Origin of the sequence: Synechococcus sp. TAK9802 (assembly GCF_014279535.1) — a bacterium.
In the GTDB taxonomy this organism is placed as follows: domain Bacteria; phylum Cyanobacteriota; class Cyanobacteriia; order PCC-6307; family Cyanobiaceae; genus Parasynechococcus.
This window is the reverse complement of record NZ_CP047937.1, coordinates 1,856,272-1,879,014: the sequence shown is the minus strand read 5'-3', so window position 1 is coordinate 1,879,014 and position 22,743 is coordinate 1,856,272. Positions and strand designations below refer to the sequence as shown.

Genomic DNA, 22,743 nt, shown 5'->3' with positions numbered 1-22,743 from the left:
GGCACCGTCGCCATGACGTCACTCACGGCTCGCTGGCATCGCTCCATCAACGAAATACCGGAGCAGCAGTGGAACAGCCTGGTTGGAGACGCCGCGATCCCCTTCTACCGCTGGAGTTGGCTGGAGGCCTTGGAAAGCTCCGGAAGCATCATCCCCGAGCAGGGCTGGCAGCCCCTGCATCTGGCCCTCTGGCGTGATGACATCCCGATTGCGGTGGCTCCGCTGTTTCTCAAGGGCCACAGCTATGGCGAGTTTGTGTTCGACCAGACCTTTGCCCGGCTGGCGGCGGATCTGGGGCTCCGCTACTACCCCAAGCTCCTGGGCATGAGTCCGGTCAGCCCAGTGCTGGGTTACCGCTTCCATGTGCGATCTGGAGAAGATGAAGCTCTGCTCACCCGGGAGTTGCTGCGGGCGATCGATCGCTTCTGCGAACAGAACGGCATCCTCAGCTGCAATTTCCTCTACGTGGATCCGCAGTGGCGGACCCTGGCGGAGGCCGCCGGCTGTGCCGCCTGGCTGAACCAGCAGAGCCTGTGGAGCCGCGGCGACGACCAATCGTTTGAGGATTACCTCAAGGGTTTCAATGCCAACCAGCGCCGCAACATCAAGCGGGAGCGCAAGGCTGTGGCCAAGGCCGGGATCACCGTGACACCCCTCAGCGGCGACCAGCTGGATCTGCCGCTGTTGCAATCCATGCATCGCTTCTACGAGCAGCACTGTGCTCGCTGGGGACCATGGGGCAGCAAGTATCTGGAAGAGGGCTTCTTTGAAGCGTTGGCGCGGCTGCACAGCGATCAGCTGGTGCTTTTTTCTGCCCATCGAGGTGACCCGCGCGATCCGGTGGCGATGTCGATGTGCGTGCAGGACGGCCGACAGCTCTGGGGCCGCTACTGGGGCAGCCACGAGGAGATCGATTGTCTTCACTTCGAAGTCTGTTATTACTCTCCGATCGAATGGGCCTTGGCCAACGGCATCGTCAGCTTTGACCCTGGAGCTGGTGGCAGCCATAAACGCCGGCGAGGCTTTGTGGCCCGTCCCCACGCCAGCCTGCACCGCTGGTATCAGCCCCAGATGGATCAGTTGATCCGTGCCTGGTTGCCCAAGGTGAATGGCTTGATGCTGGAGGAGATCGAGGCGATCAATGCGGAGCTGCCCTTCAAAGCAGAACCTCCGGCCTTGGCTTTGTAGGTTGAAGTCATGACCACAACCCCGGAAGCACCGGCATCCACCGCTGCGGCGATGGATGCTATTGATCAGCGCCTGTCCCAGCGGTTCATCGCTCTGGATCCCAGTGGCTATTTCTTGATCAAACTGGATCTTGATGCGGCCGAATTGGTGCTTGAGCACTACGGCAACACCATCGATGACAAGGGGTTGGCCCGCGATTCCGAGACGGGTGAGGTGTTGCGCTGCGACGGGGGCAATGCTCCTCGGCGCCCTTCAGCGGTTTACCGCGGCAGTACGGCCAAACAGCTGGGCATCCAGCTCACGGAAGGGGAAGCCCCACACCCGGTCAGTCGCCTCGACCATGCCCTTTATTTGGGACGGGAGTTGCAGAAGGCTGAACAGTGCCTGCGTGACGGCACGGTCTATGTGCAGGACTGAGGATCAGGCCGGCTGCAGTTTCAGCTGTTCACAAACCCTAAGAGCAATGGCCTAAACCCATGCCGGTGTCTGATCTAATGGTGGACACCTCCTTACTTCCAAATGGGCGTTGGCATCTATTTAGGGCTGGTTGGTTCCGGCCTTGTCACGGCTTTTGTGCTCACCAAGCTGCTGAAGGGAATCAAGCTCATCTGAGCGGTTCCAACGTCTTCCCTCCTCGCTTTCGTATCCAGAGCACAGCCACAGCAGCGCTGAGGCCACCGGTGACTGCGAAAGCCGTGGAGAGATTGGTGAACATCACCATCAGGGCAACGATCAATCCACTGAGCCCGCCACCGCCGAGGAAGGCGATCTGGCTGAGCCCAGCCATCCGGCCTCGCATCACCTGCGGTGAGCCGATCTGACTGATTAAGTTGCAGCTGCTCAGCAGCCCGGCTGTGCCGGCTCCGATCAGAAAGGCCATGGCCAGACTGAACACAGGCCCTGGAGTACGGGCCAGTCCCAGCTGGGCCACTGCGGTAATCAAGCCAAACCCCCCGAGAGTGAGGAAAGGGCGCCGGCAGAAACGTTGGCTATTGCGTTGCAGCACCAGCCCGCCCACGATGCTCCCGCCCGCCAGCACGCTGGTGAACAGCCCCAGATCCGTGGGATTGGGTCCCAGTTGATCGAAGGCGATCAACGGGGCCAGCCCCGGGTGATAGAACCCGATCAGACACAGCACAGCGGTGAAGCTGAGCACCCCTTGAAGGGTGCCACCGCAGTGCTGCCAGGCGTTGAGCAGGCTGGCGTCTTGTCCGCTGCTGCTGCGCACTTCCTGATCCCGATTCGGGTTGAGCAAGAAGAGCACACTGGCGATTGGCAGCAGGTAGCTGGCCGCATCAATGCCCAGGGCCCAGGCCGGGCCAGTAGCCGCCAGCAACAACCCGCCGATCGGGGGGCCGACCAACTTGCCCACGTTGAAGACCACCGAAAAGCTGGTGAGGTAGCCCGCCAGCTGTTCCGGCTGCTCCACCAGGATCGAGCAGTACTTGTTGCGCGCCGTTAACTCATAGGCGCCGGCGATGCCCACCAAAAGGGTGCTGCAGAGCAGCAGCAGCACCTGGGCTGTGCCCTCCAACAGGGGAATCGCCAGGGCCCCCAGTCCAGAGGCAGTCAGCAGAGCCCATTGCGCCTGCACCAGCACCCGTTCACAGCCCACTCTGTCGGTGCGCACCCCCGCTGGACCACTCACCAGCAAGCTTGGAAGTGAAAGAGCGGCGAAGTTCAACGCCAGCACGAAGGGGTCCACGCCCCCTTTCATCAGAATCCAGCCCTTGGCGGTGATGCCGGCGAAGGACCCAGCCGTGCTCACGCCGGAGGCGATCAGAAAAAGCTGGCGTTGCTGCTCGGCCCGCAGTTTGAGAAGGGTCAACGCTGGCGTTTCGCTGCGGCCACCATGGCGCGGGCACCAACAATCCTCCCGCTGAGGTCGTAGATGTCAGCCCCGGTGATCTCCACCGGCACCAGGCTTCCCGGCGCGGCCTGTTGACCATCGGCGCCGGGTTGCACCCGCACTTCACCATCCACTTCGGGCGCAAAGCGGGCGCAGCGCCCGATCATCTCGCCGGTTTGCGGGTTGTGCTGTTCGATCAGCACGTCAACAGTGCGCCCCACCCAGCGGCTGTTGCGTTCCTCAGAAATGGGTTGTTGCAGAGCCATCAGGGCATCCTTGCGGGCTTGGGCCACCTCGGGATCGACGCGATCGGGCAGGTCCGCCGCTGCTGTGCCGTCCTCCGGAGAGAAGGTGAACACCCCCACATGATCGAAGCGTTGGCGCTCGAGGAAGCCCATCAGGTGCTGGAAGTGCTCCTCGGTTTCGCCGGGAAACCCCACGATCAACGTGGTGCGCAGCACCGCATCGGGGAGTTGGTCGCGGATCTGATCCAGCAGGCGGTCGTTCACATCCGCCTGCCAGGGGCGGTTCATCGCCCGCAGCACCTCCGGATGGCTGTGCTGCAACGGCAGATCCAGATAAGGCACCACATTGGGCACCTCCCGGTAGGCCGCCAGCACGTCTGGGGTCAGCCCGGTGGGATAGGCGTAGTGGACCCGGATCCAGGGGATCTCCACGTCGCCAAGGGCTCGCAGCAGTTCCGCCAGCTTGGGTTTGCCGTAGAGGTCAAGGCCGTAGTTGGTGGTGATCTGGCTGATCAGGATCAGCTCCTGCACCCCCTGTTCCGCCAGTTGGTGGGCTTCAGCCACGATTGATTCGATCGGCCGACTGCGCTGATCCCCTCGCAGCTTGGGAATGATGCAGAAGGCGCAGCGGTAGTCGCAGCCCTCGGCCACCTTGAGGAAGGCCACTGCCTGGTCGGTGGTGCGTTGGCGTGGCAGGTGTTCGTCACCCACAAAGGTGGGAACGGCGCTCACCTGGTTCACCCGCTCCCCCGCTTCCACCCGCTGCAACACATCCACGATGTGCTGGTAGTCGCCGGTTCCCACGATGGCTTTGGCCTCGGGGATCGACTCCAGCAACTCCTCCTGGAAATGTTGGGCCAAGCATCCCGCGATGATCAATTCCTTGCCCTGTTCCGCCAGTCCCACCAGGGTGCGCACCGATTCCTCGCGGGCGTCCTGGATGAAGCTGCAGGTGTTCACCACCACAACGGCGGCATCTCGTTCATCGGTGCTGACGCCGTAGCCCGCTTCCGCCAGCAGCCCCACCATGTGTTCGGAGTCCACCCGATTCTTCTCGCAGCCCAGGTGGGCGAAGGCGACCGTCGGTTTCGTCGGGGTGCTGGTCATCACTTCGCCGGCAGGCCAAAGATCAGCCTACGAAGCGGCCTGATCACGCCGGAACTGACAGAATCCGATTACTTGAAGTTCAAGGATGGGCACCACCCGTCTCGTCAGCCGTCGCCGTCAGGATTCCGGCGCTAAGTGGGCCCGCATCGCCATGGCGGTGCTTGCCACCGCTGGGCTGATCGACACTGGTTCGATCACCCTGAAGCGCTGGGGTCTGCTCGGCAACCTCACCTGTCCGATGGGGGCTGACGGTTGCGACAAGGTGCTCAACAGCGCCTGGGGCACGGTGTTCGCCGGGATTCCGCTCTCGTTGGTGGGGGTGCTGGCCTATGGCGCTGTGCTGCTGATGGCGCTGCTGCCCCTGTTGCCAGGGCTGCAAGAGAACAAGGGTGACTTGTCCCGTCGCACCTGGTGGGGGCTGTTCACCGTGTCCCTCGGTATGGCCGTCTTCAGCGGTGTGCTGTTGGGGGTGATGCTGCTCAAGATCCAGGCCTTCTGCTTCTTTTGCGTTCTTTCGGCTGCGCTCTCCCTCGCCCTGTTTGTGCTGTCCATCGTTGGTGGTGGTTGGGACGACTTCGGTCAGCTGCTGTTCCGCGGCGTGCTTCTGACCCTGGCGGTGCTATTGGGGGGCTTGATCTGGGCGTCGGTGGTGGATCCAAACCGGCCTGACGCGGTGGCCAGCGGATCCGGCGTTGCACCCGTTGTCACGAGTGAGAGTACGTCCGCTTCGATCGCCTTGGCTGAGCACCTCACCAGCAGCGGCGCCGTGATGTATTCCGCTTACTGGTGCCCCCACTGCCACGAACAGAAGGAGCTGTTCGGCAAGCAGGCCTCGGACCAGCTGAACGTGGTGGAGTGTGCGCCGGACGGTGAGAACAACCAGGCCGATCTCTGCCGCAGCAAGGGATTGGAGGGTTTCCCCAGCTGGGATATCAACGGCAGCATCGATTCCGGAGTGAAGGGGCTCGACACCCTTGCGGAACTCAGTGGCTACAAGGGCGACACCGGCTTCTGAATCAGGACTGCCTTCAGTCCCGGACGGCACGGGTGACGATGCCCCGTTGCCGTTGTTGCCGGGAATGCTGCCTCCATTGCGGTAGCGGCGCAGGAGCATCGCTGCGGTAGTGGCCTCCCCGGCTTTCTCCGCGAAACAGGCAGGCCTCCAGCATCAGCCGGCTGGTCAGCAACCTGTGGTGGAGATCCAGCAACAGGTTCAGATTGCGCCGGCTGTTTTCAGCTAACAGCCTGGGGGCACAGGGGTCTTCCCGTAGCAGGGCCTGGAGCAGTGCCTGCTGCTCCAGATGTTGTTCGTCGGCTTTCACTTTGCCGATGGCCTGGCGCAGTCCAGCGGCGGATCGTTCCACCCCTGCCCGTCGCCAGCAGAGCTGCCGCAGCTGCTCGATGGCGTCGATCAAATGCGAACTGCTGCAGCCGTCGAGGTCTAAGGCAAGCGGCTGCGTTTTGTCGCTGGCGAGGGCCGCTGGGACGGGGCCGAGCTCGATCTCTTTGAGGCGATGGGCGAACACCAGGCACTCCATCAGGGAGTTGCTGGCCAGTCGGTTGGCGCCGTGCAGGCCTGTGCAGGCCACTTCTCCCACGGCGTAGAGCCCCGGCAGTGTGGTGGCGGCCTTCAGGTCCGTGGCCACCCCTCCCATCCAGTAGTGGGCGGCTGGGGCCACGGGGATGGGCCGTTCCAATGGATTCAGTCCGAGTTCGTCGCAGCGGTCGAGGATCGTTGGGAAGCGTCGTTCCGCTTGCTCCCGAGGGATGGCGGCGAAGTCGAGCCACATCTGCTTCACCTGCTGCCGCTGCATGGCCTGCATCAAGGCTCGGCTCACCTGGTCCCGCGGTGAGAGGTCGCGTTGGGGTAGGTGGGCCACAGGGCTGCCCCCAGGGCATCCACCAGCACGCCGCCCTCTCCGCGAACGGCTTCGGAGATCAGAAAGCAGGGGGCGTCATCCAGGCGGATAGCCGTTGGATGGAACTGAACGAATTCCAGATCTTCCACGGCTGCGCCCGCTTGCCAGGCGAGGGCGATGCCTTCGCCACAGGCCTGGGCTGGGTTGGTGGTGTTGGCGTACAGATGACCACCACCGCCGCTGGCCAATACCACGGCGCGGGCTTCGATCCCGTGAAGATGCGCCCCATCCAGCACCTGTACACCGCAACAGCGCCCATCGCGCACCAGCAGTTGCGTCACGCGCACGCCGCGGCGATGCAGCAATCCTGGCCGTTGCTCAACACGATCCCGCAGCACATCCACCAGGGCTCGCCCTGTGCGGTCCTGCACATGCAGCACCCGCCTGTGGCTGTGGGCTGCTTCCAGGGTGGTGGCCAGACCGTCCTGATCCCGGTCGAAGGCCATGCCCAGCTGCTCCAGGCGCTCCACGCAATGGGGTGCTTCCTGCACCAACAGCCGCACCGCATCGCCATCGCAAAGGCCTGCTCCAGCCAGAACGGTGTCCTCCGCATGGCTGTTGGCGCTGTCTTCCTTACGGGTCACCGCGGCGATGCCCCCCTGGGCCCAGCGGCTGGAAGAACGCCGCCCTGTGTTGCGATTGAGCAGCAACACCTTGAACTCCGGCGGCAGATCAAGGCAGGTCATCAAGCCAGCAGCCCCGGCACCGATCACCACCACGTCCCAGGGACCTGAGGGGATGGGATCAGAGCTGCGGGGCTGGGCCATCACGGGGACAAAAAAACCGCCGGTGGTCCGGCGGTTCAAGCAGTCACAACCAGTGTGACGGGGTCAGGAATTAGCGGTATTGGCCGTCGTTGATGCGGTCGTCGCCCTCGTTCAGAGCAATGGAGGGAGGGGTGACGGTGAAGTTGTCGCGGTACTTCGCGAACAGCTCTTGCTGACGCTCGGTCAGATCCAGCGACAGCACGTCGTCAACGCTGTCGTAAGGGCCACCCAGCACGATCTTGCCGGCCATGGTCGGGTACATCCCGGGGAACTGCTGGAAACGGCGCACGGAGGAATTGTTCAAATCCACCTTGCCCTCCCTTGCAGCAATTTTGTCGTCCGCAATGTTGCGGATCTCATTGCCGGAATACTTGCTGCGAAGGTCGTCGTCGGCGTAGACGCTGCTCGGAAGCACGAGACCTGCCATCAGGCTCGCCATCACCAGTGCGCCGGTCAGCCAGCTCAGAAGCCGCTTCATCTCAACTCTCGATCAGGGGTCGGAACGGGTCGACCGGCAGTGCCGGCTCCGGAAGACTACAAGTCGTTGCGCCGTTCTAGCCTTTGAATCGGGGCAGCTTTTGCAGTTCGTTTCACTCGATCAGGCCACTGAGCCCGGGCTGCAGCAAGGCTGAGAGCAAGAACAAGCCATCCACCCAAAGGGTGGTGATTAAGACGGCAGCGGCCATGGATCCCGCTTCACCGGTGAAACCGCCGCTGTTCCTGCTCAGGCGACGTCCAGCCAACAGAACGAGAATTGCTGAGATCACCAGAGTGACCAGGGGCAGGGGCTGAAGCAGATGTGTCCCCGCTTGATGCAGTAGTAGCGGCGCTTGATCGAGGGAGGCTGTCACCACTGCGGGCCAAAACTGCATCACGCCGGTGGCCGCCATGGCTAGGTCGGTGCTAGCTGTGCCCACCAGGGACGACAAATAAAACGTTGCCGCCAGACGCCAGCGCCCCTGCAGGCCGCCCAAGGCCACGGGTACGGCGAAGGCTTCCACCGGCAGGTGCAGAACGGGATGGGCCCGCAGCCAACCCCAGAAAATGCAACCTGCCAGCCAGCTACCGCTGAAACCCACCAGCAGGGAACCCAGGTCGGATGTTGTCTGGGAGCGGCTCTGGTGCATCACCAGTCCAGCTGCAACCAGAACTCCGGTGAACAAGGTGGCTGAGAACGGATCCAGCCTTACCCAGGGGGCTTGCAGGAACACCGGCAGCACCACCATGGCTGCGGCGATGCGGGCCACGGGAAAGGACCAAGACCGAGCGGGGGCTGATGTTTGCCAGGTGCCGCCGATCAAATGACCTTTGTGAAGAAACTCACGGAACCTTAGAAGACATCATCAAGTGACGCGGCTGACATGCCCGCTTCGCCTGCCGGGGATACCGTCAGAGCAACACTCATACGTTGATGGCAGACCCCTCTGCATCCCTCAGCCTGCTGGAGGCCTGCTGGCGTGATCTGGTGTTGGGAGTGGTTCAAGGACTCACTGAGTTTCTGCCGATCAGCAGCACCGCCCATCTGAAGGTGGTGCCTGAGCTCCTGGGTTGGGGCGATCCGGGTGTCTCCGTGACGGCTGCCATTCAGCTGGGCAGCATCGTTGCCGTTATTGCCTATTTCCGGACTGATTTAAACCAGGTGCTGCGGGGCATCAGCCGCGCCTTTCGCAATGGCCAGTGGCGCGAACCCGAGGCGCGCCTCGGGTTCGCCATGGTGGTGGGAACCCTGCCGATCTTGCTGATCGGCTTAGGGATCAAATTCGCCTGGGCTCAGGGCTACGAACAGTCACCCCTGCGCAGTGTTCCTTCGATTGCCATCGTCTCGATTGTGATGGCGTTGCTGCTGGCCTTGGCTGAACGGGTCGGCGCACGGTGCAAGCAGCTTCCAGGGGTTTCAGGCCGCGATGGCCTGCTGGTGGGGCTGGCTCAGGCCCTCGCATTGATCCCGGGGGTCTCGCGTTCCGGCAGCACCCTCACGGCGGCCTTGTTCGACGGTTGGAAGCGTGCTGATGCAGCCCGCTTTTCCTTTCTTTTGGGCATTCCTGCCATCACCATCGCGGGTCTGGTGGAGCTCAAGGATGCTTTGGCTGCCAGCCCTGGCAACGGCCCCCTGCCGTTGCTTGTGGGCATTGGTTCAGCTGCAGTGGTGTCGTGGCTGGCGATTGATTGGTTGCTGAAGTTCCTGCAGCGCAACAGCACCCGGGTGTTCGTCGCTTACCGGCTGCTGTTCGGGCTGCTGTTGCTGGTCTGGTGGGGTGTTCACGGCGCACACTGAGTTCAGATGAAGCCGGCTTGTGTGGAATGAGCCATCCGCCGGGGTTGCCGTTGCAGCTCTGGATCCAAGTAGCAGTGGTCGTCAACCGCAGCCCGCGGTGGTGGCCTCCGTCGAGCCTGGCTCGATCGGGAAGGAGCTGGGTTTTGAGCCCGGTGATCAGTTGCTCAGCATCAATGGCATTCGCCCGCGCGATCTGATCGATTATCGCTACCTCTGCGTGGAGGAGGAGCTTTGCCTTGAGGTGCGTGATGCAAATGGTGCGCTGCATCGGGTGGAGTTGGAAAAAGATGCCGATGACGGCCTTGGGCTGGCTTTCACCGAGGCTCTGTTCGATGGTTTGCGCCAGTGCAATAACAACTGTCCGTTCTGTTTCATCGATCAGCAGCCCCCGGGGCGGCGCGACAGTCTCTATCTCAAAGACGACGATTACCGCCTGAGTTTTCTCTATGGCTCGTATCTGACGCTCACCAACCTGGGCGAGGCCGACTGGCAGCGAATTGAAGAGCAGCGTTTATCGCCGTTGTTTGTGTCGGTGCATGCCACGGATCCCGAGTTGCGCTCACGCCTGCTGGTGAATCCGCGTGCTGCCCAGGTCATGGACCAGCTCGCCTGGTTTAACCAGCGCGATCTGCAAATCCATGCCCAGGTGGTGGTTTGTCCGGGACTGAATGACGGTCCTGCCTTGGAGAGAACGCTGAACGACCTCGCCTCCTTCGCGGCTGGCCCCTGGCCGGCGGTGCTGTCTGCGGCGGTGGTGCCGGTGGGGCTCACCCGCTTCAGGCCGGCTGACGATGGCCTGGTTCCTGTGGATCCCGACTGCGCCCGCAGCGTGATTGCTCAGGTGGAACCCATGCAGCAGCACTTTCAGGAGGTGTTGGGCACCCGTTTCGCCTGGCTCTCCGATGAGTGGTACCTGGTGGCGGGGTTGCCTTTGCCGCCCCGGGACAACTACGAGGATCTCCCGCAGCAGGAAAACGGCGTGGGCAGCATCCGTGCCTTCCTTGAAGCGTTGGATGCCGCAACTGAGGATTTGCCCAGCGCGGTTCCTCAGCCCCGTCGTTGCAGCTGGGTGGTCGGTCAGATCGTGGCGCAGGCGTTGCAGCCTGTGGCTGAACGGCTGAATGCTGTTGATGGCGTCGAGTTTCACCTGATCGGATTGCCGAGTCCTTATTGGGGGCAGGACCAAGTGGTGACTGGATTGCTGACGGGACAGGATCTGCTGTCTGGCCTGCAGGGCCGAGAGCTGGGCGATGAGCTGCTGCTGCCATCGGTGATGTTGCGGCAAGGGGAGCCCGTTTTCCTGGATGACATGACCCTGGAATCCCTGGCCGCGCAGTTGCCTGTCCCCATTCAGATCGTGCATGGGGCGGCTGACGTCGTGGACTCAGTTTTGGGTGCCGTAGGAAAAAGTTCCTAAGCTCCGTAAAATTTCCAGGTTGTCGTGCGCCGGATCACCGCGGTTCTGTGCCTCGTTGCGGGCGTTACTTCCACTGGTATTCTCCCCGCGCTCAGCGATGACGCATTTCAGGCTGATTCGGCCTTGATTGACCAGGCCACCCTCCCGGATGCGATTGATCTGAAGGGTGCTCGCCCGAAGGCTGATTCATCACTGTTGGCTCCGGCGCTTGATGTTTTGCCGCTCCCCCTCGCTCCATTGGCGGCTCCCGCCAGCTTGGCTCTTCCTGATGCCTCATCACAGGTGCGTATCCATGAGCTGCGTCCCCTAACGCTGGAGGAGGCAATTCAGCTTGCGGAGTTCAACAGCCCGAAGCTCAAAGCAGCGGCCAGTAAGGTGGATCAGGCTAAGTCTGCACTCCGTGCAGTGATCTCAGCTTGGTACCCCACCGTTGATCTCTCTTCCTCCGGGTTGCCCGAGTATTTCGCTTCCAACTCTTACCGCAATCCTGATTTCGGATCCGATCAATTCGCCCGTCAGTGGAAAGTCAATGGTGTTGTGAAGGTGAGCTGGGATCTGATTAATCCCGCCAGAGTGCCTCAGATCGCTGCGGCTAGGGATCGTTATGAGCGCGCTGGTCACGCCTACTCGATTGCGCTTCGTGACCTCCGTTTGGGAGCGCAGACGGCTTACTTCGATTTACAACGCGCCGATGCGGGCGTGCGCATCGGCCAGGACTCCGTCAAAGCATCATTGGTGAGTTATCGCGATGCGCGGGCGCGTTTCAACGCAGGAGTGAACACCAAGCTGGATGTCCTGGAAGCGGAGACTCAACTGGCTCGTGACCGCGACACTCTTACAACCAATCTTCGCGATCAGGATGAACAGCGTCGGAACCTGGCCAGGGTTCTGGACCTCCCACAAGACGTCACTCCTACGGCCGCGACGCCCGCACGCCCCTCGGGCCTTTGGAAGCGTTCATTGCAAGAAAGCATTACCGCTGCTTACAACTATCGAGAAGAACTTGACCAACTTCTTCTCGATATCTCGATCAACAACAGCCAGGCGAATGCATCTTTGGCAGCAGTGCAACCCGTCCTGAGCTTTGTCAATACCACCTCGGCATCGCGCACGGAAGGGCAGACCCTTCAGTCGTCGCTTAATACCGTCGATATGAGTGACTTCACTTATGGGGTGCAAAACAGCACGGCGCTGACAGCGAGCTGGCGCATGTTTGACGGTGGTCGTGCTCGTGCTGAGTACCGGCGATCAAAGCAGGCCGCTGAGCAGAGCCGCTTCGATCTCGCTGATCTGCGAGACCAGATTCGCTTTGAGGTGGAGCAAAGCTTTTTCGGTCTACGAGCTGCCATTCAGAGGATCGAAACCACAGCGATCGAAGTCCTTTCATCAAAAGAATCCTTGCGTCTCTCCCGGCTGAGGGTTCAGGCGGGCGTTGGCGTGCAGAGGGAAGTGGTGAACAACCAGCGTGATGTCACCCAGGCAGAGCTGAAATATGCACGTGCGATCAACAGCTACAACTCCAATTTGGCGCTGCTTCAGCGCCGTACAGGTCTGGATGCCTTGGTCGCCTGCAATTCGGTATCACTGCCATCCACGAAGCTGGAACTTGATCAACCACTGATTCCGATTGAGCCCACGCCGCTGAAGAGCGCTTGCCCGTCGGTGGCCACCAGGCTCGTCGGTCAATCAAACTGAAACCAGTGTTGTGCAGTCTCTGTGGTGACATCTGTGCTCAGTGAAGATCAACTGGGCGCTGTTCATCAGTTGCTGGATCGTATCCGTGCTCGTCAGCTCAAAGACTTTGGTCAGATCGGCTCCGATGTGAAGCCCGATGGTTCCTTAATCACCGATTGCGATCGATGGAGCGATGCCGCTCTGGTGGAGGGGCTGGTCAGCATCGCCCCCGGTGAAGGTGTCCTCAGTGAGGAAGGATCGAAAACAGTCCCGAACACGCGGGCCTATTGGGTGGTTGATCCCCTGGATGGGACCACCAACTTCGCGGCGGGTATTCCTTATTGGGCGATTTCCGTGGCTCGCTTTGTCGATGGCCGTCCCAGTGAGGTTTTTCTGGATGTGCCAGCACTGAATCAACGCTTTGTCGCTTTGCGTGGTCGGGGTGCCACTCGAAACAATCAGCCGCTTACTTCGGAGACCCGATCTCTGGCCACCAGTGCCTGCGTCTCCTTGTGCAGCCGCTCGATTCGGGTGTTACAGCGCCAACCTGATCAGCGCTTCCCCGGAAAGATTCGTCTGCTTGGTGTCGCCAGCCTCAATTTGGTGAGTGTTGCTATGGGGCAGACCATCGCTTCTTTGGAGGCCACGCCCAAGATCTGGGATCTGGCGGCGGCTTGGTTGGTGCTCGATGAGTTGGGTTGTCCGATTCGTTGGTTGGATGCTGATCCAGCGCAGCTCTCTCCAGGAGAGGACGTTGCCGACCTTGGCTTCCCTGTGTTGGCGGCCGGTTCATGGGCTCATCTGGCGCGTTTTCTCCCCTGGGGAGAGGCCCTAGTGCAGCCATGAAGGGTCGCCATTGCGACCTCGGGGGATGTGGTGTTATGTTTTTGTCTTGCGCGGGAGCCGAGAGGCGAGCGCGCAAGCCGAAGCGCTTGAGGCGAAAGTCTTGATGTGTCTGAGGCGGCTTACGGGACCAAGAGGGAGCGATCCCACGGTGTTGTAAGTTCTTCAAGCGGTCGCGAGAGGCCGCGATGACCAACCAACCGATCTCCTGAGAGGGAGTGAGGAACAGTCCGGTCGCACCTGGACAATTGAAAAGTTTAGGAACTGACGCTTTCATCGCGTTTGGTTCTGAGCCGAACCGAGAGGTGAGGTGAGGAGCCGAATGAAAGAGCGATGAAGGTGTGAGGTCCCGTCAAAAAATTTCGTTGCGCTGAAGCAATTCGCTGCAACGAGAGGGTTTTCACGAGCTCTCTTGTTGCCGGTGTGCGAATTGTGGAGCAACAACCGGATCTGAGATCCCGGAAAGTCATTGACAGAGAAATCTAGAGATGCACTCTTAAGAACCCTTTTGTGTCAGCGAAAGGAGGCATCAACTGTTGCTAGTTTTAACTGAGTAATGGGTGACGCAAATCATTTTGAGGGCGTGAAAACGTCTAAGAGGAAATGATCTACAACGGAGAGTTTGATCCTGGCTCAGGATGAACGCTGGCGGCGTGCTTAACACATGCAAGTCGAACGAACCTTCGGGTTAGTGGCGGACGGGTGAGTAACGCGTGAGAATCTGCCCTCAGGAGGGGGACAACAGCTGGAAACGGCTGCTAATACCCCATATGCCGCGAGGTGAAATGAATTTCGCCTGAGGATGAGCTCGCGTCTGATTAGCTAGTTGGTGTAGGTAATGGCTCACCAAGGCATCGATCAGTAGCTGGTCTGAGAGGATGATCAGCCACACTGGGACTGAGACACGGCCCAGACTCCTACGGGAGGCAGCAGTGGGGAATTTTCCGCAATGGGCGAAAGCCTGACGGAGCAACGCCGCGTGAGGGATGAAGGCCTCTGGGCTGTAAACCTCTTTTATCAAGGAAGAAGATCTGACGGTACTTGATGAATAAGCCACGGCTAATTCCGTGCCAGCAGCCGCGGTAATACGGGAGTGGCAAGCGTTATCCGGAATTATTGGGCGTAAAGCGTCCGCAGGCGGCCCTTCAAGTCTGCTGTTAAAAAGTGGAGCTTAACTCCATCATGGCAGTGGAAACTGTTGGGCTTGAGTGTGGTAGGGGCAGAGGGAATTCCCGGTGTAGCGGTGAAATGCGTAGATATCGGGAAGAACACCAGTGGCGAAGGCGCTCTGCTGGGCCATCACTGACGCTCATGGACGAAAGCCAGGGGAGCGAAAGGGATTAGATACCCCTGTAGTCCTGGCCGTAAACGATGAACACTAGGTGTCGGGGGAATCGACCCCCTCGGTGTCGTAGCCAACGCGTTAAGTGTTCCGCCTGGGGAGTACGCACGCAAGTGTGAAACTCAAAGGAATTGACGGGGGCCCGCACAAGCGGTGGAGTATGTGGTTTAATTCGATGCAACGCGAAGAACCTTACCAGGGTTTGACATCCTGCGAATCTCTTGGAAACAGGAGAGTGCCTTCGGGAACGCAGTGACAGGTGGTGCATGGCTGTCGTCAGCTCGTGTCGTGAGATGTTGGGTTAAGTCCCGCAACGAGCGCAACCCACGTCTTTAGTTGCCAGCATTTAGTTGGGCACTCTAGAGAGACTGCCGGTGATAAACCGGAGGAAGGTGTGGATGACGTCAAGTCATCATGCCCCTTACATCCTGGGCTACACACGTACTACAATGCTACGGACAAAGGGCAGCAAGTTCGCGAGGACAAGCAAATCCCATAAACCGTGGCTCAGTTCAGATCGTAGGCTGCAACTCGCCTACGTGAAGGCGGAATCGCTAGTAATCGCAGGTCAGCATACTGCGGTGAATACGTTCCCGGGCCTTGTACACACCGCCCGTCACACCATGGAAGTTGGCCACGCCCGAAGCCGTTACTCCAACCCTTGTGGAGGAGGACGTCGAAGGTGGGGCTGATGACTGGGGTGAAGTCGTAACAAGGTATCCGTACCGGAAGGTGCGGATGGATCACCTCCTAACAGGGAGACAACACAATGATTTTGATGCCTGAGTGCTTTTATTCTTAGGCCGAAATCCTGTCACCTTAGGTCGATCGGTACCTCAGCTTTGAAGTCAAGGATCAGCAGCAATGTTGATTGCTTGATGGAGATTTTCAGTTCCTAAACTTTGTCTAGGTCACACCCCAAAAGGGATGAGACTCCTGGGCCATTAGCTCAGGTGGTTAGAGCGCACCCCTGATAAGGGTGAGGTCCCTGGTTCAAGTCCAGGATGGCCCATTCGGTGTTGGGGGTTTAGCTCAGTTGGTAGAGCGCCTGCTTTGCAAGCAGGATGTCAGGAGTTCGAGTCTCCTAACCTCCACTGACCGAACTTGATTCCCATCTCCAATTCTTTTGGAGTTGAGCTCGATTGGAGTGTGATTTAGATGTGTCCGCTGGATGACCCCAGCTTCCTGTCATTCCAAGTTTTAGGTTGATGCCTTGAATTTGGTTGATAAGATGCTGGGCTCGGATCAAATGATCAAGCAATTGATGATTTGATTTGAAGTTCTAGCAGAACCTTGACAACTGCATAGGTGAGTCTGGAAAAAACAAAGCATCTTACAGATGCATTGTTTTGAATCTGATCTTCTGAGAGGGAGATTGGATCTAGAACAATGAAAATTCTTTTGAGCAAGAGCCGAGACTCTTGAGCGTTCTTTGATTGGTGTCGAGCCAATCAGAGTTTGATTTTGTTTTTAGCAATAAAAACTTGAGAATCTGCTTTCAACGGCGGTAAGCGTTCAGGAGGTTAATTGGTCAAGCTACAAAGGGCTCACGGCGGATACCTTGGCACACAGAGGCGATGAAGGACGTGGTTACCTGCGATAAGTCTCGGGGAGCTGGAAGCACGCTTTGATCCGGGAATTTCCGAATGGGGCAACCCTTAATACGGCCAGCTGAATCCATAGGCTGGCACGAGCCAACCCAGCGAACTGAAACATCTTAGTAGCTGGAGGAAAGGAAAGTAAAAACGACTCCCTAAGTAGCGGCGAGCGAACGGGGAAGAGCCTAAACCGATACTTTCGAGTATCGGGGTTGTGGGACAGCAACGTGTATCAGGGAAGTTAGGAGAAGTGCTTGAATGGCACGCCACAGAGGGTGAAAGCCCCGTAACCGAAAACTGAACTGAGCTAGCTGTATCCCGAGTAGCACGGAGCACGTGAAATTCCGTGTGAATCCGCGAGGACCACCTCGTAAGGCTAAGTACTACTGTGTGACCGATAGCGAAACAGTACCGCGAGGGAAAGGTGAAAAGAACCCCGGGAGGGGAGTGAAATAGAACATGAAACCGTGAGCCTACAAGCAATGGGAGCCCTACTTATAGGGTGACCGTGTGCCTGTTGAAGAATGAGCCGGCGACTTATAGGCACTGGCGGGTTAAACCGGAAATGGTGGAGCCATAGCGAAAGCGAGTCTGAATAGGGCGTTTGTCAGTGTTTATAGACCCGAACCCGGGTGATCTAACCATGGCCAGGATGAAGCTTGGGTGATACCAAGTGGAGGTCCGAACCGACTGACGTTGAAAAGTCAGCGGATGAGCTGTGGTTAGGGGTGAAATGCCAATCGAACCCGGAGCTAGCTGGTTCTCCCCGAAATACGTTGAGGCGTAGCGTCTCGTGCTCCAGCAGGGGGGTAAAGCCACCATTTCGGTGCGGGCTGCGAGAGCGGTACCAAATCGAGATGAACTCTGAATACCCTGTGTGTAGCGAGGCAGTCAGACTGTGGGGGATAAGCTCCATGGTCGAGAGGGAAACAGCCCAGACCGCCAGCTAAGGTCCCCAAATCAACACTAAGTGATAAAGGAGGTGGGATTGCATAGACAACCAGGAGGTTTGCCTAGAAGCAGCCATCCTCAAAGGAGTGCGTAATAGCTCACTGGTCGAGCGATCCTGCGCCGAAAATGAACGGGGCTAAGTGTTGTACCGAAGCTGCGGATTTTTATGGTAGGGGAGCGTTCTATGTGGGGCGAAGCGTTAGCGTGAGCGGGCGTGGACTGCATAGAAGTGAGAATGTCGGCTTGAGTAGCGAAAACATGGGTGAGAATCCCATGCACCGAAACCCTAAGGGTTCCTCCGGCAGGCTCGTCCGCGGAGGGTTAGTCTGGACCTAAGGCGAGGCCGAAAGGCGTAGTCGATGGATAACAGGTCAACATTCCTGTACCGGTCATGTTTTGGGAAGAGGGACGGAGAAGGCTAGCCAAGCCAGATGTTGGTTACTGGTTCAAGCGTTCGAGGCGTTGAGGAGCGGTGAAAACGTTCCGAGCTGAGGCGTGAGTACGAGCTGCTACGGCAGCGAAGTTGGTGACGTCAAGCTTCCAAGAAAAGCTCTATACCCGTTAAGGCATGACTGCCAGTACCCGAAACCGACACAGGTGGGGTGGTAGAGAATACCGAGGTGCGCGAGGTAACTCTCTCTAAGGAACTCGGCAAAATGGCCCCGTAACTTCGGGAGAAGGGGTGCCACCGCAAGGTGGTCGCAGTGAAGAGGCCCTGGCGACTGTTTACCAAAAACACAGGTCTCCGCTAAGTCGCAAGACGATGTATGGGGGCTGACGCCTGCCCAGTGCCGGAAGGTTAAGGAAGCCGGTCAGCGTAAGCGAAGCTGGCGACTGAAGCCCCGGTGAACGGCGGCCGTAACTATAACGGTCCTAAGGTAGCGAAATTCCTTGTCGGGTAAGTTCCGACCCGCACGAAAGGCGTAACGATCAGGGCGCTGTCTCGGAGAGAGGCTCGGCGAAATAGAATTGTCTGTGAAGATGCGGACTACGTACACCTGGACAGAAAGACCCTATGAAGCTTTACTGTAGCTTGGTATTGTGCCCGGGCTCTGAATGCGCAGGATAGGTGGGAGACGTTGATCTCATGGTTGCGGCTATGAGTTAGTCACTGGTGAGATACCACTCTTTCAGAGCTAGGGTTCTAACGTTCACCCGTTATCCGGGGAGCGGACAGTATCAGGTGGGCAGTTTGACTGGGGCGGTCGCCTCCTAAAAGGTAACGGAGGCGCACAAAGGTTTCCTCAGGCTGGTTGGAAATCAGCTGACGAGTGCAAAAGCAGAAGGAAGCTTGACTGTGAGACCTACAAGTCGAACAGGGACGAAAGTCGGTTTTAGTGATCCGACGGTTCTGAGTGGAAGGGCCGTCGCTCAACGGATAAAAGTTACTCTAGGGATAACAGGCTGATCTCCCCCAAGAGTTCACATCGACGGGGAGGTTTGGCACCTCGATGTCGGCTCATCGCAACCTGGGGCTGAAGTCGGTCCCAAGGGTTGGGCTGTTCGCCCATTAAAGCGGTACGCGAGCTGGGTTCAGAACGTCGTGAGACAGTTCGGTCCATATCCGGTGTACGCGCAGGAACATTGAGAGGATTTCTCCCTAGTACGAGAGGACCGGGAGGAACGCACCTCTGGTGTACCAGTTATCGTGCCAACGGTAAACGCTGGGTAGCCATGTGCGGAGTGGATAACCGCTGAAAGCATCTAAGTGGGAAGCCCACCTCAAGATGAGTGTTCCCATGGGGTAACCCAGTAAGGTCACGGGAAGAACACCCGTTGATAGGCTCTACGTGGAAGTCCAGTAATGGATGCAGCGGAGGAGTACTAATAGACCGAGGGCTTGACCAACATTTTGGTTCTTGCCTGAAGACTCATTTCATTGTTTGATTCAGACGTGCAGCGTTAGTTGCAGATCCTATGCAGTTCTCAGGGTTCATCCCTTGAGAATGTTGATCTATCCTGGTGTCCATGGCGGTGTGGTCCCACTCCGATCCATCCCGAACTCGGTTGTGAAACGCATCAGCGGCGACGATATTTGGGGGGTAGCCCCCTGAGAAAATAGCTCGATGCCAGGTAAAACATTCTCCAAATAGGTTGATGATGTGCTGATTGCTGAAGCGATCACCATCACCACCCGCGAAGAAGCCACCTCATCATGAGGTGGCTTTTTTGTTGTAAGGTTTTAGTAGTCTTTTGCGCTCATCTGTGCCGAGACGTTCAATTGTTCGACGCTTGAGTGGGCAAATTTGGCAGGCTTGTCAGCGGTGGAATAATGCTGAGTGTGTTGATTTAAGTGCTGCTTTTGCGTATTTCGTTCTTCAGTCGTTCTTTCCGCTGCTTCTTATTGCGTTGTCTGTTGCCGCAAGGGTGTTTGGCAAAACGGACAGTGTGGATAATGTGTTGGCCTCGGTGACGCAGGTCTTGCCGCCGTCAGCAACCAGCCTTGTTGATTCCACCTTGCGTGGGTTGGTGGATCAAGGTTTTGGCGCTGGAATCCTCGGTGTTGTTGTTTTGCTTCTTACGGCGAGTAATGCTTATTTGACGCTCCAGCGTGGAGCTGATCGCTTGTGGTCTGAGATTTTGCCCGAGCCATCAATCGGTTTGTCTTGGTGGCAACAGGTTGGACAGTTTTGTAGAACGCGGGTTGAAGCGTTCCTGACGGTTTTTGCCATATCTGTTTTGATTGTTTTTCAACAGTTGGTGCTCAGCATTGGGCAGCTCCCTGAGGACATTCTTGGCTTATTGGATGGCTTTGTTCCTGGTTTGATGGGAATTGTGCGCTCCAGCCCCATTCTTCCTCTAGGGCGGATCCTTGTTTCCGCGTTGATCTTGTCTTTGATGGCTTGGTTGCTTCAGGTGGTGTTGCCCAGCCGTCGTGTTCCTTCAGTTCCTCTCATTCCTGGCGCGTTGTTGATTGGATTTGGTCTCGCCTTTCTCAATAAAATTCTGAGTTTGAGTATTGTTTCTCTGGGTAATCGCTATCAGGCCTATGGCGTGATTGGTGGTGTTTTGGTGTTGACGCTTTGGGTTTGGTTGGTGGGTGTGATTCTTTATTTTGGCCAGTGTTTGAGTGTGGAATTGGCTGCAGTTCGTTTTGCGAAACCTCGGCTCGGGGAACCGAACAGCGCGGCGCCTTGAACTTTGATTCAACTTTGCGAAGCTGATTCAACGGACCTCTTCCGTTGAATCCCATGAATCGACCACCAGCAGTGTTGTGGATTGGAGTTGTGTTGCTCCTGCTGCTGCCAACCGCTGCCGGTCGTCTCTTGCTTGATCTCGCCGGTGGCGTGTTGCTGGCTCTTTTGGCGCTTCCTTTGATCCTTTCCGGTCTTGGTTGGTTTGGTTGGAAGCTTTTGCAGTCCCGCATGATCAGCTGTACTGCCTGCGGTGCCACGGGTCTGAAGGGGGCTGCAGTTTGTGCCGTTTGCGGCACTCCCTACGCCACTGGGGGAGGCAGTCCGGCCAGTGCGGCAGCCCCGTCAGCGCCTGCCAGTGATCTCACCATTGACGTGGTGGCTCAGGATGTGGATTCCGATTCCTGAGCCTGAAGCTGTCGTTCCCGCAGGAACAAGAAAAACGGAGCAGCGCAGGCAAAGGCCACGCCAAAGCTCAGGGGGATGGCCAGCCACCAACCTTTGATCTGCTGACGTGGTCCTTCCACACAGATCCATAGCGTGACGGCACTGGCCCCCACCAGCAGATCAGCGCTTAAGGAGCGTGACGCGGCAGTGCTGCTGGCATCAGCGATGAACCGCGCCAGATCAAAGGCCTGCCCACCGCTTTCGGCGATGAATTCCAGGTTGGCCTTCCACGGGAGGATCGCTCCCAACACAGCAAGAAGCAGATAGATCCAAGGCAGGGCTTTACGCATCGGTTGTGGCTTTGAGAGTTATGGGATCAAACTCGACAATCGACTGCTCCACGCTGTCGAGCAGGCTCTGACACCGGTTCAGATACACCTCGCCATGGAGCACTTTTTGCTGCAGGTCCGCCAACGGAACACTGTCGTTCTGTAGTTCAGCAAGCAGCAGATCCAAAGCCTGCATGGCTTCCTCGTAGCTCAGCGTCTCGGCATCCTTTCGCCACGTTTCGATGCGATCGCGTTGCTCTTTCTTGGCTTGGCGCTTGCTCATCAGGAGGAGGTGGTGGGTGCACTGGGCTGGATCTGATCGACCCGCGCTTCAAGGCTTCCGTTGCTCATTCGAATGTTGAGCTGATCACCGATTTTGACGGATTCAAGGTCTGAAATGGGGTCGCCGGCGGTGTTGCTGATCAGAGCCAAGCCGCGTTGCAGCCAGCGTTCCGGTGATAGTGCCTTGAGCAATTGGTGCCTTTGAGCCAGTGCCTGGCGTTGGCGTTTGATCTTTTCCAGTGGAGACTGTTGCTGAAGGGCTGCGTCTCGATCCTGAAGGCGCTGACGTTCGCGCAGGATTCTCCCCAGCAGCGCGTCTTTCAATCGGCTTTGCCGTTGCGCCAGTCCCTGGCGTTCCGCCTCGCGGTCGGGCAGCAAGGCCACGATCGCTGCCGTGGGCGTGGCTGCACGATGGTCTGCCACCAGATCGGCGACGGTGAGATCATCTTCATGTCCCAGGCCTGTCACCACCGGAATGGGGTAGTTCGCCAGCAGGCGGCAAAGCGCCTCGTCGTCGAACACCGCCAGGTCTTCCCGGCTGCCACCGCCGCGGGCGAGCACCAAAGCGTCCAGTCCCAACTCGTCTGTGCGCTCGGCCAAGGCTTCCAGGGTGCTGATGATCGTCGGTGCCACGGAACCCTGTACTGGAATTGGCACCACGATCAGCTGCGTCATGGGCCAGCGTTCCGCCGCGGTGCGGAGCATGTCGGCCAGGGCGGAACTGGGCACGCTGGTGAGCACCGCGATCGAGGCGGGTTGTCTCGGAAGCGGCTTCTGATGGCTTGGGTCGATCACCCCCTCCTGTTCCAGCAGTTGCCGCACCCGTTCAAAGTCGCGCAGCACCGTGCTGAGGCTGGGCCGGATGTCCAGTGCCTGAACGGTGAGGCTGGCTCGTGCTGCCCAGAAATTGAGCTTGCCCACCACGGTGACGCCGTCACCATCTTTGGGTTGATAGCTCAATTGGGCCAGCTTCGAAGCCCACACCACACCGGAAATGCTGGCGGAGCCGTCGGTGAGGGTGAGCCAGAGGTGGCCCTTTTTGAGTTGTGGTCTGGAGACCGTGGCTTCCAGTAAAAAACGCGGCGCAAAGCCGCGTTCCAGCAGGCTTCCGATGGCTGTGTTCAGCTCAGCAACGGAATAGGTCGGAAGACGATCAACGCTCAAGGCGGCTGTAGGCGTAACCCCAGTAGATGCAGACAACGGCGGAGATGCTGGTCAGCAGAACGCCCCAGTCCTGGTGGATCTGGGTGGCACCAATCGTGCAGATCACCAAGGCGCTGCTGAGCAGCCTTGATCCATCACGTCTGTTCTGAACGTAAAGCGGTGCCAACGACTGCCTCAGTGGAATCCTCCCCACTGTGCTGCATCAGCGGTGGCTGGTGGAGAGGCAGCAAAAAACCCCCCGGCGAACCGAGGGGTTTTGTGAATCCGCGGAG

General features: G+C 58.6%; 17 protein-coding genes, 2 tRNA genes, 3 rRNA genes and 1 pseudogene. 14 read left to right on the top strand and 9 right to left on the bottom strand.

Annotation, left to right across the window (positions count from 1 at the left end; genetic code table 11):
- Window positions 1-12 precede the first annotated feature (12 nt).
- Entirely contained in the window at window positions 13-1,188 is a 1,176-nt protein-coding gene (locus tag SynTAK9802_RS10860) for a GNAT family N-acetyltransferase (protein WP_186496204.1), read from the top strand.
- A 9-nt stretch (window positions 1,189-1,197) separates the two neighbouring features.
- Window positions 1,198-1,605, top strand: a complete 408-nt coding sequence (locus SynTAK9802_RS10855; RefSeq protein ID WP_186496202.1) for a DUF4346 domain-containing protein — start codon at window positions 1,198-1,200, stop codon at window positions 1,603-1,605.
- Window positions 1,606-1,792: 187 nt separating this feature from the next.
- On the opposite strand, the gene SynTAK9802_RS10850 is transcribed toward SynTAK9802_RS10855, so the two are convergent.
- Window positions 1,793-3,016 (bottom strand): MFS transporter, encoded by a 1,224-nt coding sequence (locus tag SynTAK9802_RS10850; protein ID WP_186496200.1) that lies wholly within the window; start codon window positions 3,014-3,016, stop codon window positions 1,793-1,795.
- Window positions 3,013-4,389 (bottom strand): 30S ribosomal protein S12 methylthiotransferase RimO, encoded by a 1,377-nt coding sequence (gene rimO, locus SynTAK9802_RS10845; protein ID WP_186496198.1) that lies wholly within the window; start codon window positions 4,387-4,389, stop codon window positions 3,013-3,015. Before rimO ends, SynTAK9802_RS10850 begins: the two co-directional genes overlap by 4 nt.
- A gap of 85 nt (window positions 4,390-4,474) precedes the next feature.
- Between rimO and SynTAK9802_RS10840 the strand changes: the two genes are divergently transcribed.
- Complete coding sequence (locus SynTAK9802_RS10840; RefSeq protein ID WP_186496196.1) at window positions 4,475-5,404, top strand: vitamin K epoxide reductase family protein; 930 nt, start codon at window positions 4,475-4,477, stop codon at window positions 5,402-5,404.
- A 13-nt stretch (window positions 5,405-5,417) separates the two neighbouring features.
- Here the strand turns inward: SynTAK9802_RS10840 and nadB are convergent.
- From nadB to SynTAK9802_RS10825, 3 genes and pseudogenes are all read right to left on the bottom strand, one after another.
- Window positions 5,418-7,075 (bottom strand): annotated as a pseudogene (gene nadB / locus SynTAK9802_RS10835) (L-aspartate oxidase).
- A 70-nt stretch (window positions 7,076-7,145) separates the two neighbouring features.
- A complete protein-coding gene (gene psbU, locus SynTAK9802_RS10830; protein ID WP_114987501.1) occupies window positions 7,146-7,553 on the bottom strand; it encodes a photosystem II complex extrinsic protein PsbU in 408 nt (135 codons plus the stop codon).
- 112 nt (window positions 7,554-7,665) lie between these two features.
- The gene (locus tag SynTAK9802_RS10825) at window positions 7,666-8,376 is read right to left on the bottom strand and encodes a DUF3120 domain-containing protein (protein WP_186496194.1); all 711 of its coding nucleotides are present in this window, start codon (window positions 8,374-8,376) and stop codon (window positions 7,666-7,668) included.
- Between the two features lie 110 nt (window positions 8,377-8,486).
- Here SynTAK9802_RS10825 and SynTAK9802_RS10820 point away from each other — a divergent pair, with 110 nt between their 5' ends.
- The 11 genes from SynTAK9802_RS10820 (at window position 8,487) to SynTAK9802_RS10770 (ending at window position 20,717) form a co-directional block, all read left to right on the top strand.
- Window positions 8,487-9,350, top strand: coding sequence for an undecaprenyl-diphosphate phosphatase (locus tag SynTAK9802_RS10820; RefSeq protein WP_186496192.1), 864 nt, complete (start codon window positions 8,487-8,489; stop codon window positions 9,348-9,350).
- Window positions 9,351-9,369: 19 nt separating this feature from the next.
- On the top strand, window positions 9,370-10,767 hold the full coding sequence (locus tag SynTAK9802_RS10815; protein ID WP_186496190.1) for a TIGR03279 family radical SAM protein: 1,398 nt from the start codon (window positions 9,370-9,372) through the stop codon (window positions 10,765-10,767).
- Window positions 10,768-11,022: 255 nt separating this feature from the next.
- Complete coding sequence (locus tag SynTAK9802_RS10810) at window positions 11,023-12,462, top strand: TolC family protein (RefSeq protein ID WP_370586359.1); 1,440 nt, start codon at window positions 11,023-11,025, stop codon at window positions 12,460-12,462.
- A gap of 21 nt (window positions 12,463-12,483) precedes the next feature.
- Window positions 12,484-13,287 (top strand): inositol monophosphatase family protein, encoded by an 804-nt coding sequence (locus tag SynTAK9802_RS10805; RefSeq protein ID WP_186496185.1) that lies wholly within the window; start codon window positions 12,484-12,486, stop codon window positions 13,285-13,287.
- A gap of 607 nt (window positions 13,288-13,894) precedes the next feature.
- Window positions 13,895-15,380 (top strand): 16S ribosomal RNA (locus SynTAK9802_RS10800).
- Window positions 15,381-15,564: 184 nt separating this feature from the next.
- A tRNA-Ile gene (locus SynTAK9802_RS10795) sits at window positions 15,565-15,638 on the top strand.
- 9 nt (window positions 15,639-15,647) lie between these two features.
- Window positions 15,648-15,720: transfer RNA gene (locus tag SynTAK9802_RS10790), tRNA-Ala, on the top strand.
- A 435-nt stretch (window positions 15,721-16,155) separates the two neighbouring features.
- Window positions 16,156-19,023, top strand: a 23S ribosomal RNA gene (locus SynTAK9802_RS10785).
- A 110-nt stretch (window positions 19,024-19,133) separates the two neighbouring features.
- A 5S ribosomal RNA gene (gene rrf / locus SynTAK9802_RS10780) occupies window positions 19,134-19,250 on the top strand.
- The 16S, 23S and 5S rRNA genes sit together here with 2 tRNA genes alongside, the layout of an rRNA operon.
- A 157-nt stretch (window positions 19,251-19,407) precedes the next feature.
- On the top strand, window positions 19,408-20,313 hold the full coding sequence (locus SynTAK9802_RS10775; RefSeq protein ID WP_255487756.1) for a YihY/virulence factor BrkB family protein: 906 nt from the start codon (window positions 19,408-19,410) through the stop codon (window positions 20,311-20,313).
- A gap of 53 nt (window positions 20,314-20,366) precedes the next feature.
- On the top strand, window positions 20,367-20,717 hold the full coding sequence (locus tag SynTAK9802_RS10770; protein ID WP_186496180.1) for a hypothetical protein: 351 nt from the start codon (window positions 20,367-20,369) through the stop codon (window positions 20,715-20,717).
- On the opposite strand, the gene SynTAK9802_RS10765 is transcribed toward SynTAK9802_RS10770, so the two are convergent.
- From SynTAK9802_RS10765 to SynTAK9802_RS10750, 4 genes are read right to left on the bottom strand one after another with little or no spacing between them, the layout of a single operon-like run.
- Window positions 20,693-21,046, bottom strand: coding sequence for a DUF2834 domain-containing protein (locus tag SynTAK9802_RS10765; RefSeq protein WP_186496177.1), 354 nt, complete (start codon window positions 21,044-21,046; stop codon window positions 20,693-20,695). The genes SynTAK9802_RS10770 and SynTAK9802_RS10765 overlap by 25 nt on opposite strands.
- A complete protein-coding gene (gene xseB, locus SynTAK9802_RS10760) occupies window positions 21,039-21,308 on the bottom strand; it encodes an exodeoxyribonuclease VII small subunit (protein WP_186496174.1) in 270 nt (89 codons plus the stop codon). The genes SynTAK9802_RS10765 and xseB overlap by 8 nt, the downstream gene beginning before the upstream one ends.
- Window positions 21,308-22,471 carry an exodeoxyribonuclease VII large subunit gene (gene xseA, locus SynTAK9802_RS10755; RefSeq protein ID WP_186496172.1) on the bottom strand — a complete coding sequence of 388 codons (1,164 nt, stop codon included), beginning with the start codon at window positions 22,469-22,471 and terminating at the stop codon, window positions 21,308-21,310. Before xseA ends, xseB begins: the two co-directional genes overlap by 1 nt.
- The gene (locus SynTAK9802_RS10750) at window positions 22,461-22,637 is read right to left on the bottom strand and encodes a hypothetical protein (protein ID WP_186496169.1); all 177 of its coding nucleotides are present in this window, start codon (window positions 22,635-22,637) and stop codon (window positions 22,461-22,463) included. Before SynTAK9802_RS10750 ends, xseA begins: the two co-directional genes overlap by 11 nt.
- Window positions 22,638-22,743 lie beyond the last annotated feature (106 nt).

What these genes read in the sequence shown, in the direction of transcription:
- SynTAK9802_RS10860 (WP_186496204.1), top strand. Translation starts at nt 13, where the DNA reads ATGACGTCACTCACGGCTCGCTGGCATCGCTCCATCAACGAAATACCG.
- SynTAK9802_RS10855 (WP_186496202.1), top strand. Translation starts at nt 1,198, where the DNA reads ATGACCACAACCCCGGAAGCACCGGCATCCACCGCTGCGGCGATGGAT.
- rimO (WP_186496198.1), bottom strand. Translation starts at nt 4,389, where the DNA reads ATGACCAGCACCCCGACGAAACCGACGGTCGCCTTCGCCCACCTGGGC.
- SynTAK9802_RS10840 (WP_186496196.1), top strand. Translation starts at nt 4,475, where the DNA reads ATGGGCACCACCCGTCTCGTCAGCCGTCGCCGTCAGGATTCCGGCGCT.
- psbU (WP_114987501.1), bottom strand. Translation starts at nt 7,553, where the DNA reads ATGAAGCGGCTTCTGAGCTGGCTGACCGGCGCACTGGTGATGGCGAGC.
- SynTAK9802_RS10820 (WP_186496192.1), top strand. Translation starts at nt 8,487, where the DNA reads ATGGCAGACCCCTCTGCATCCCTCAGCCTGCTGGAGGCCTGCTGGCGT.
- SynTAK9802_RS10770 (WP_186496180.1), top strand. Translation starts at nt 20,367, where the DNA reads ATGAATCGACCACCAGCAGTGTTGTGGATTGGAGTTGTGTTGCTCCTG.
- SynTAK9802_RS10765 (WP_186496177.1), bottom strand. Translation starts at nt 21,046, where the DNA reads ATGCGTAAAGCCCTGCCTTGGATCTATCTGCTTCTTGCTGTGTTGGGA.
- xseB (WP_186496174.1), bottom strand. Translation starts at nt 21,308, where the DNA reads ATGAGCAAGCGCCAAGCCAAGAAAGAGCAACGCGATCGCATCGAAACG.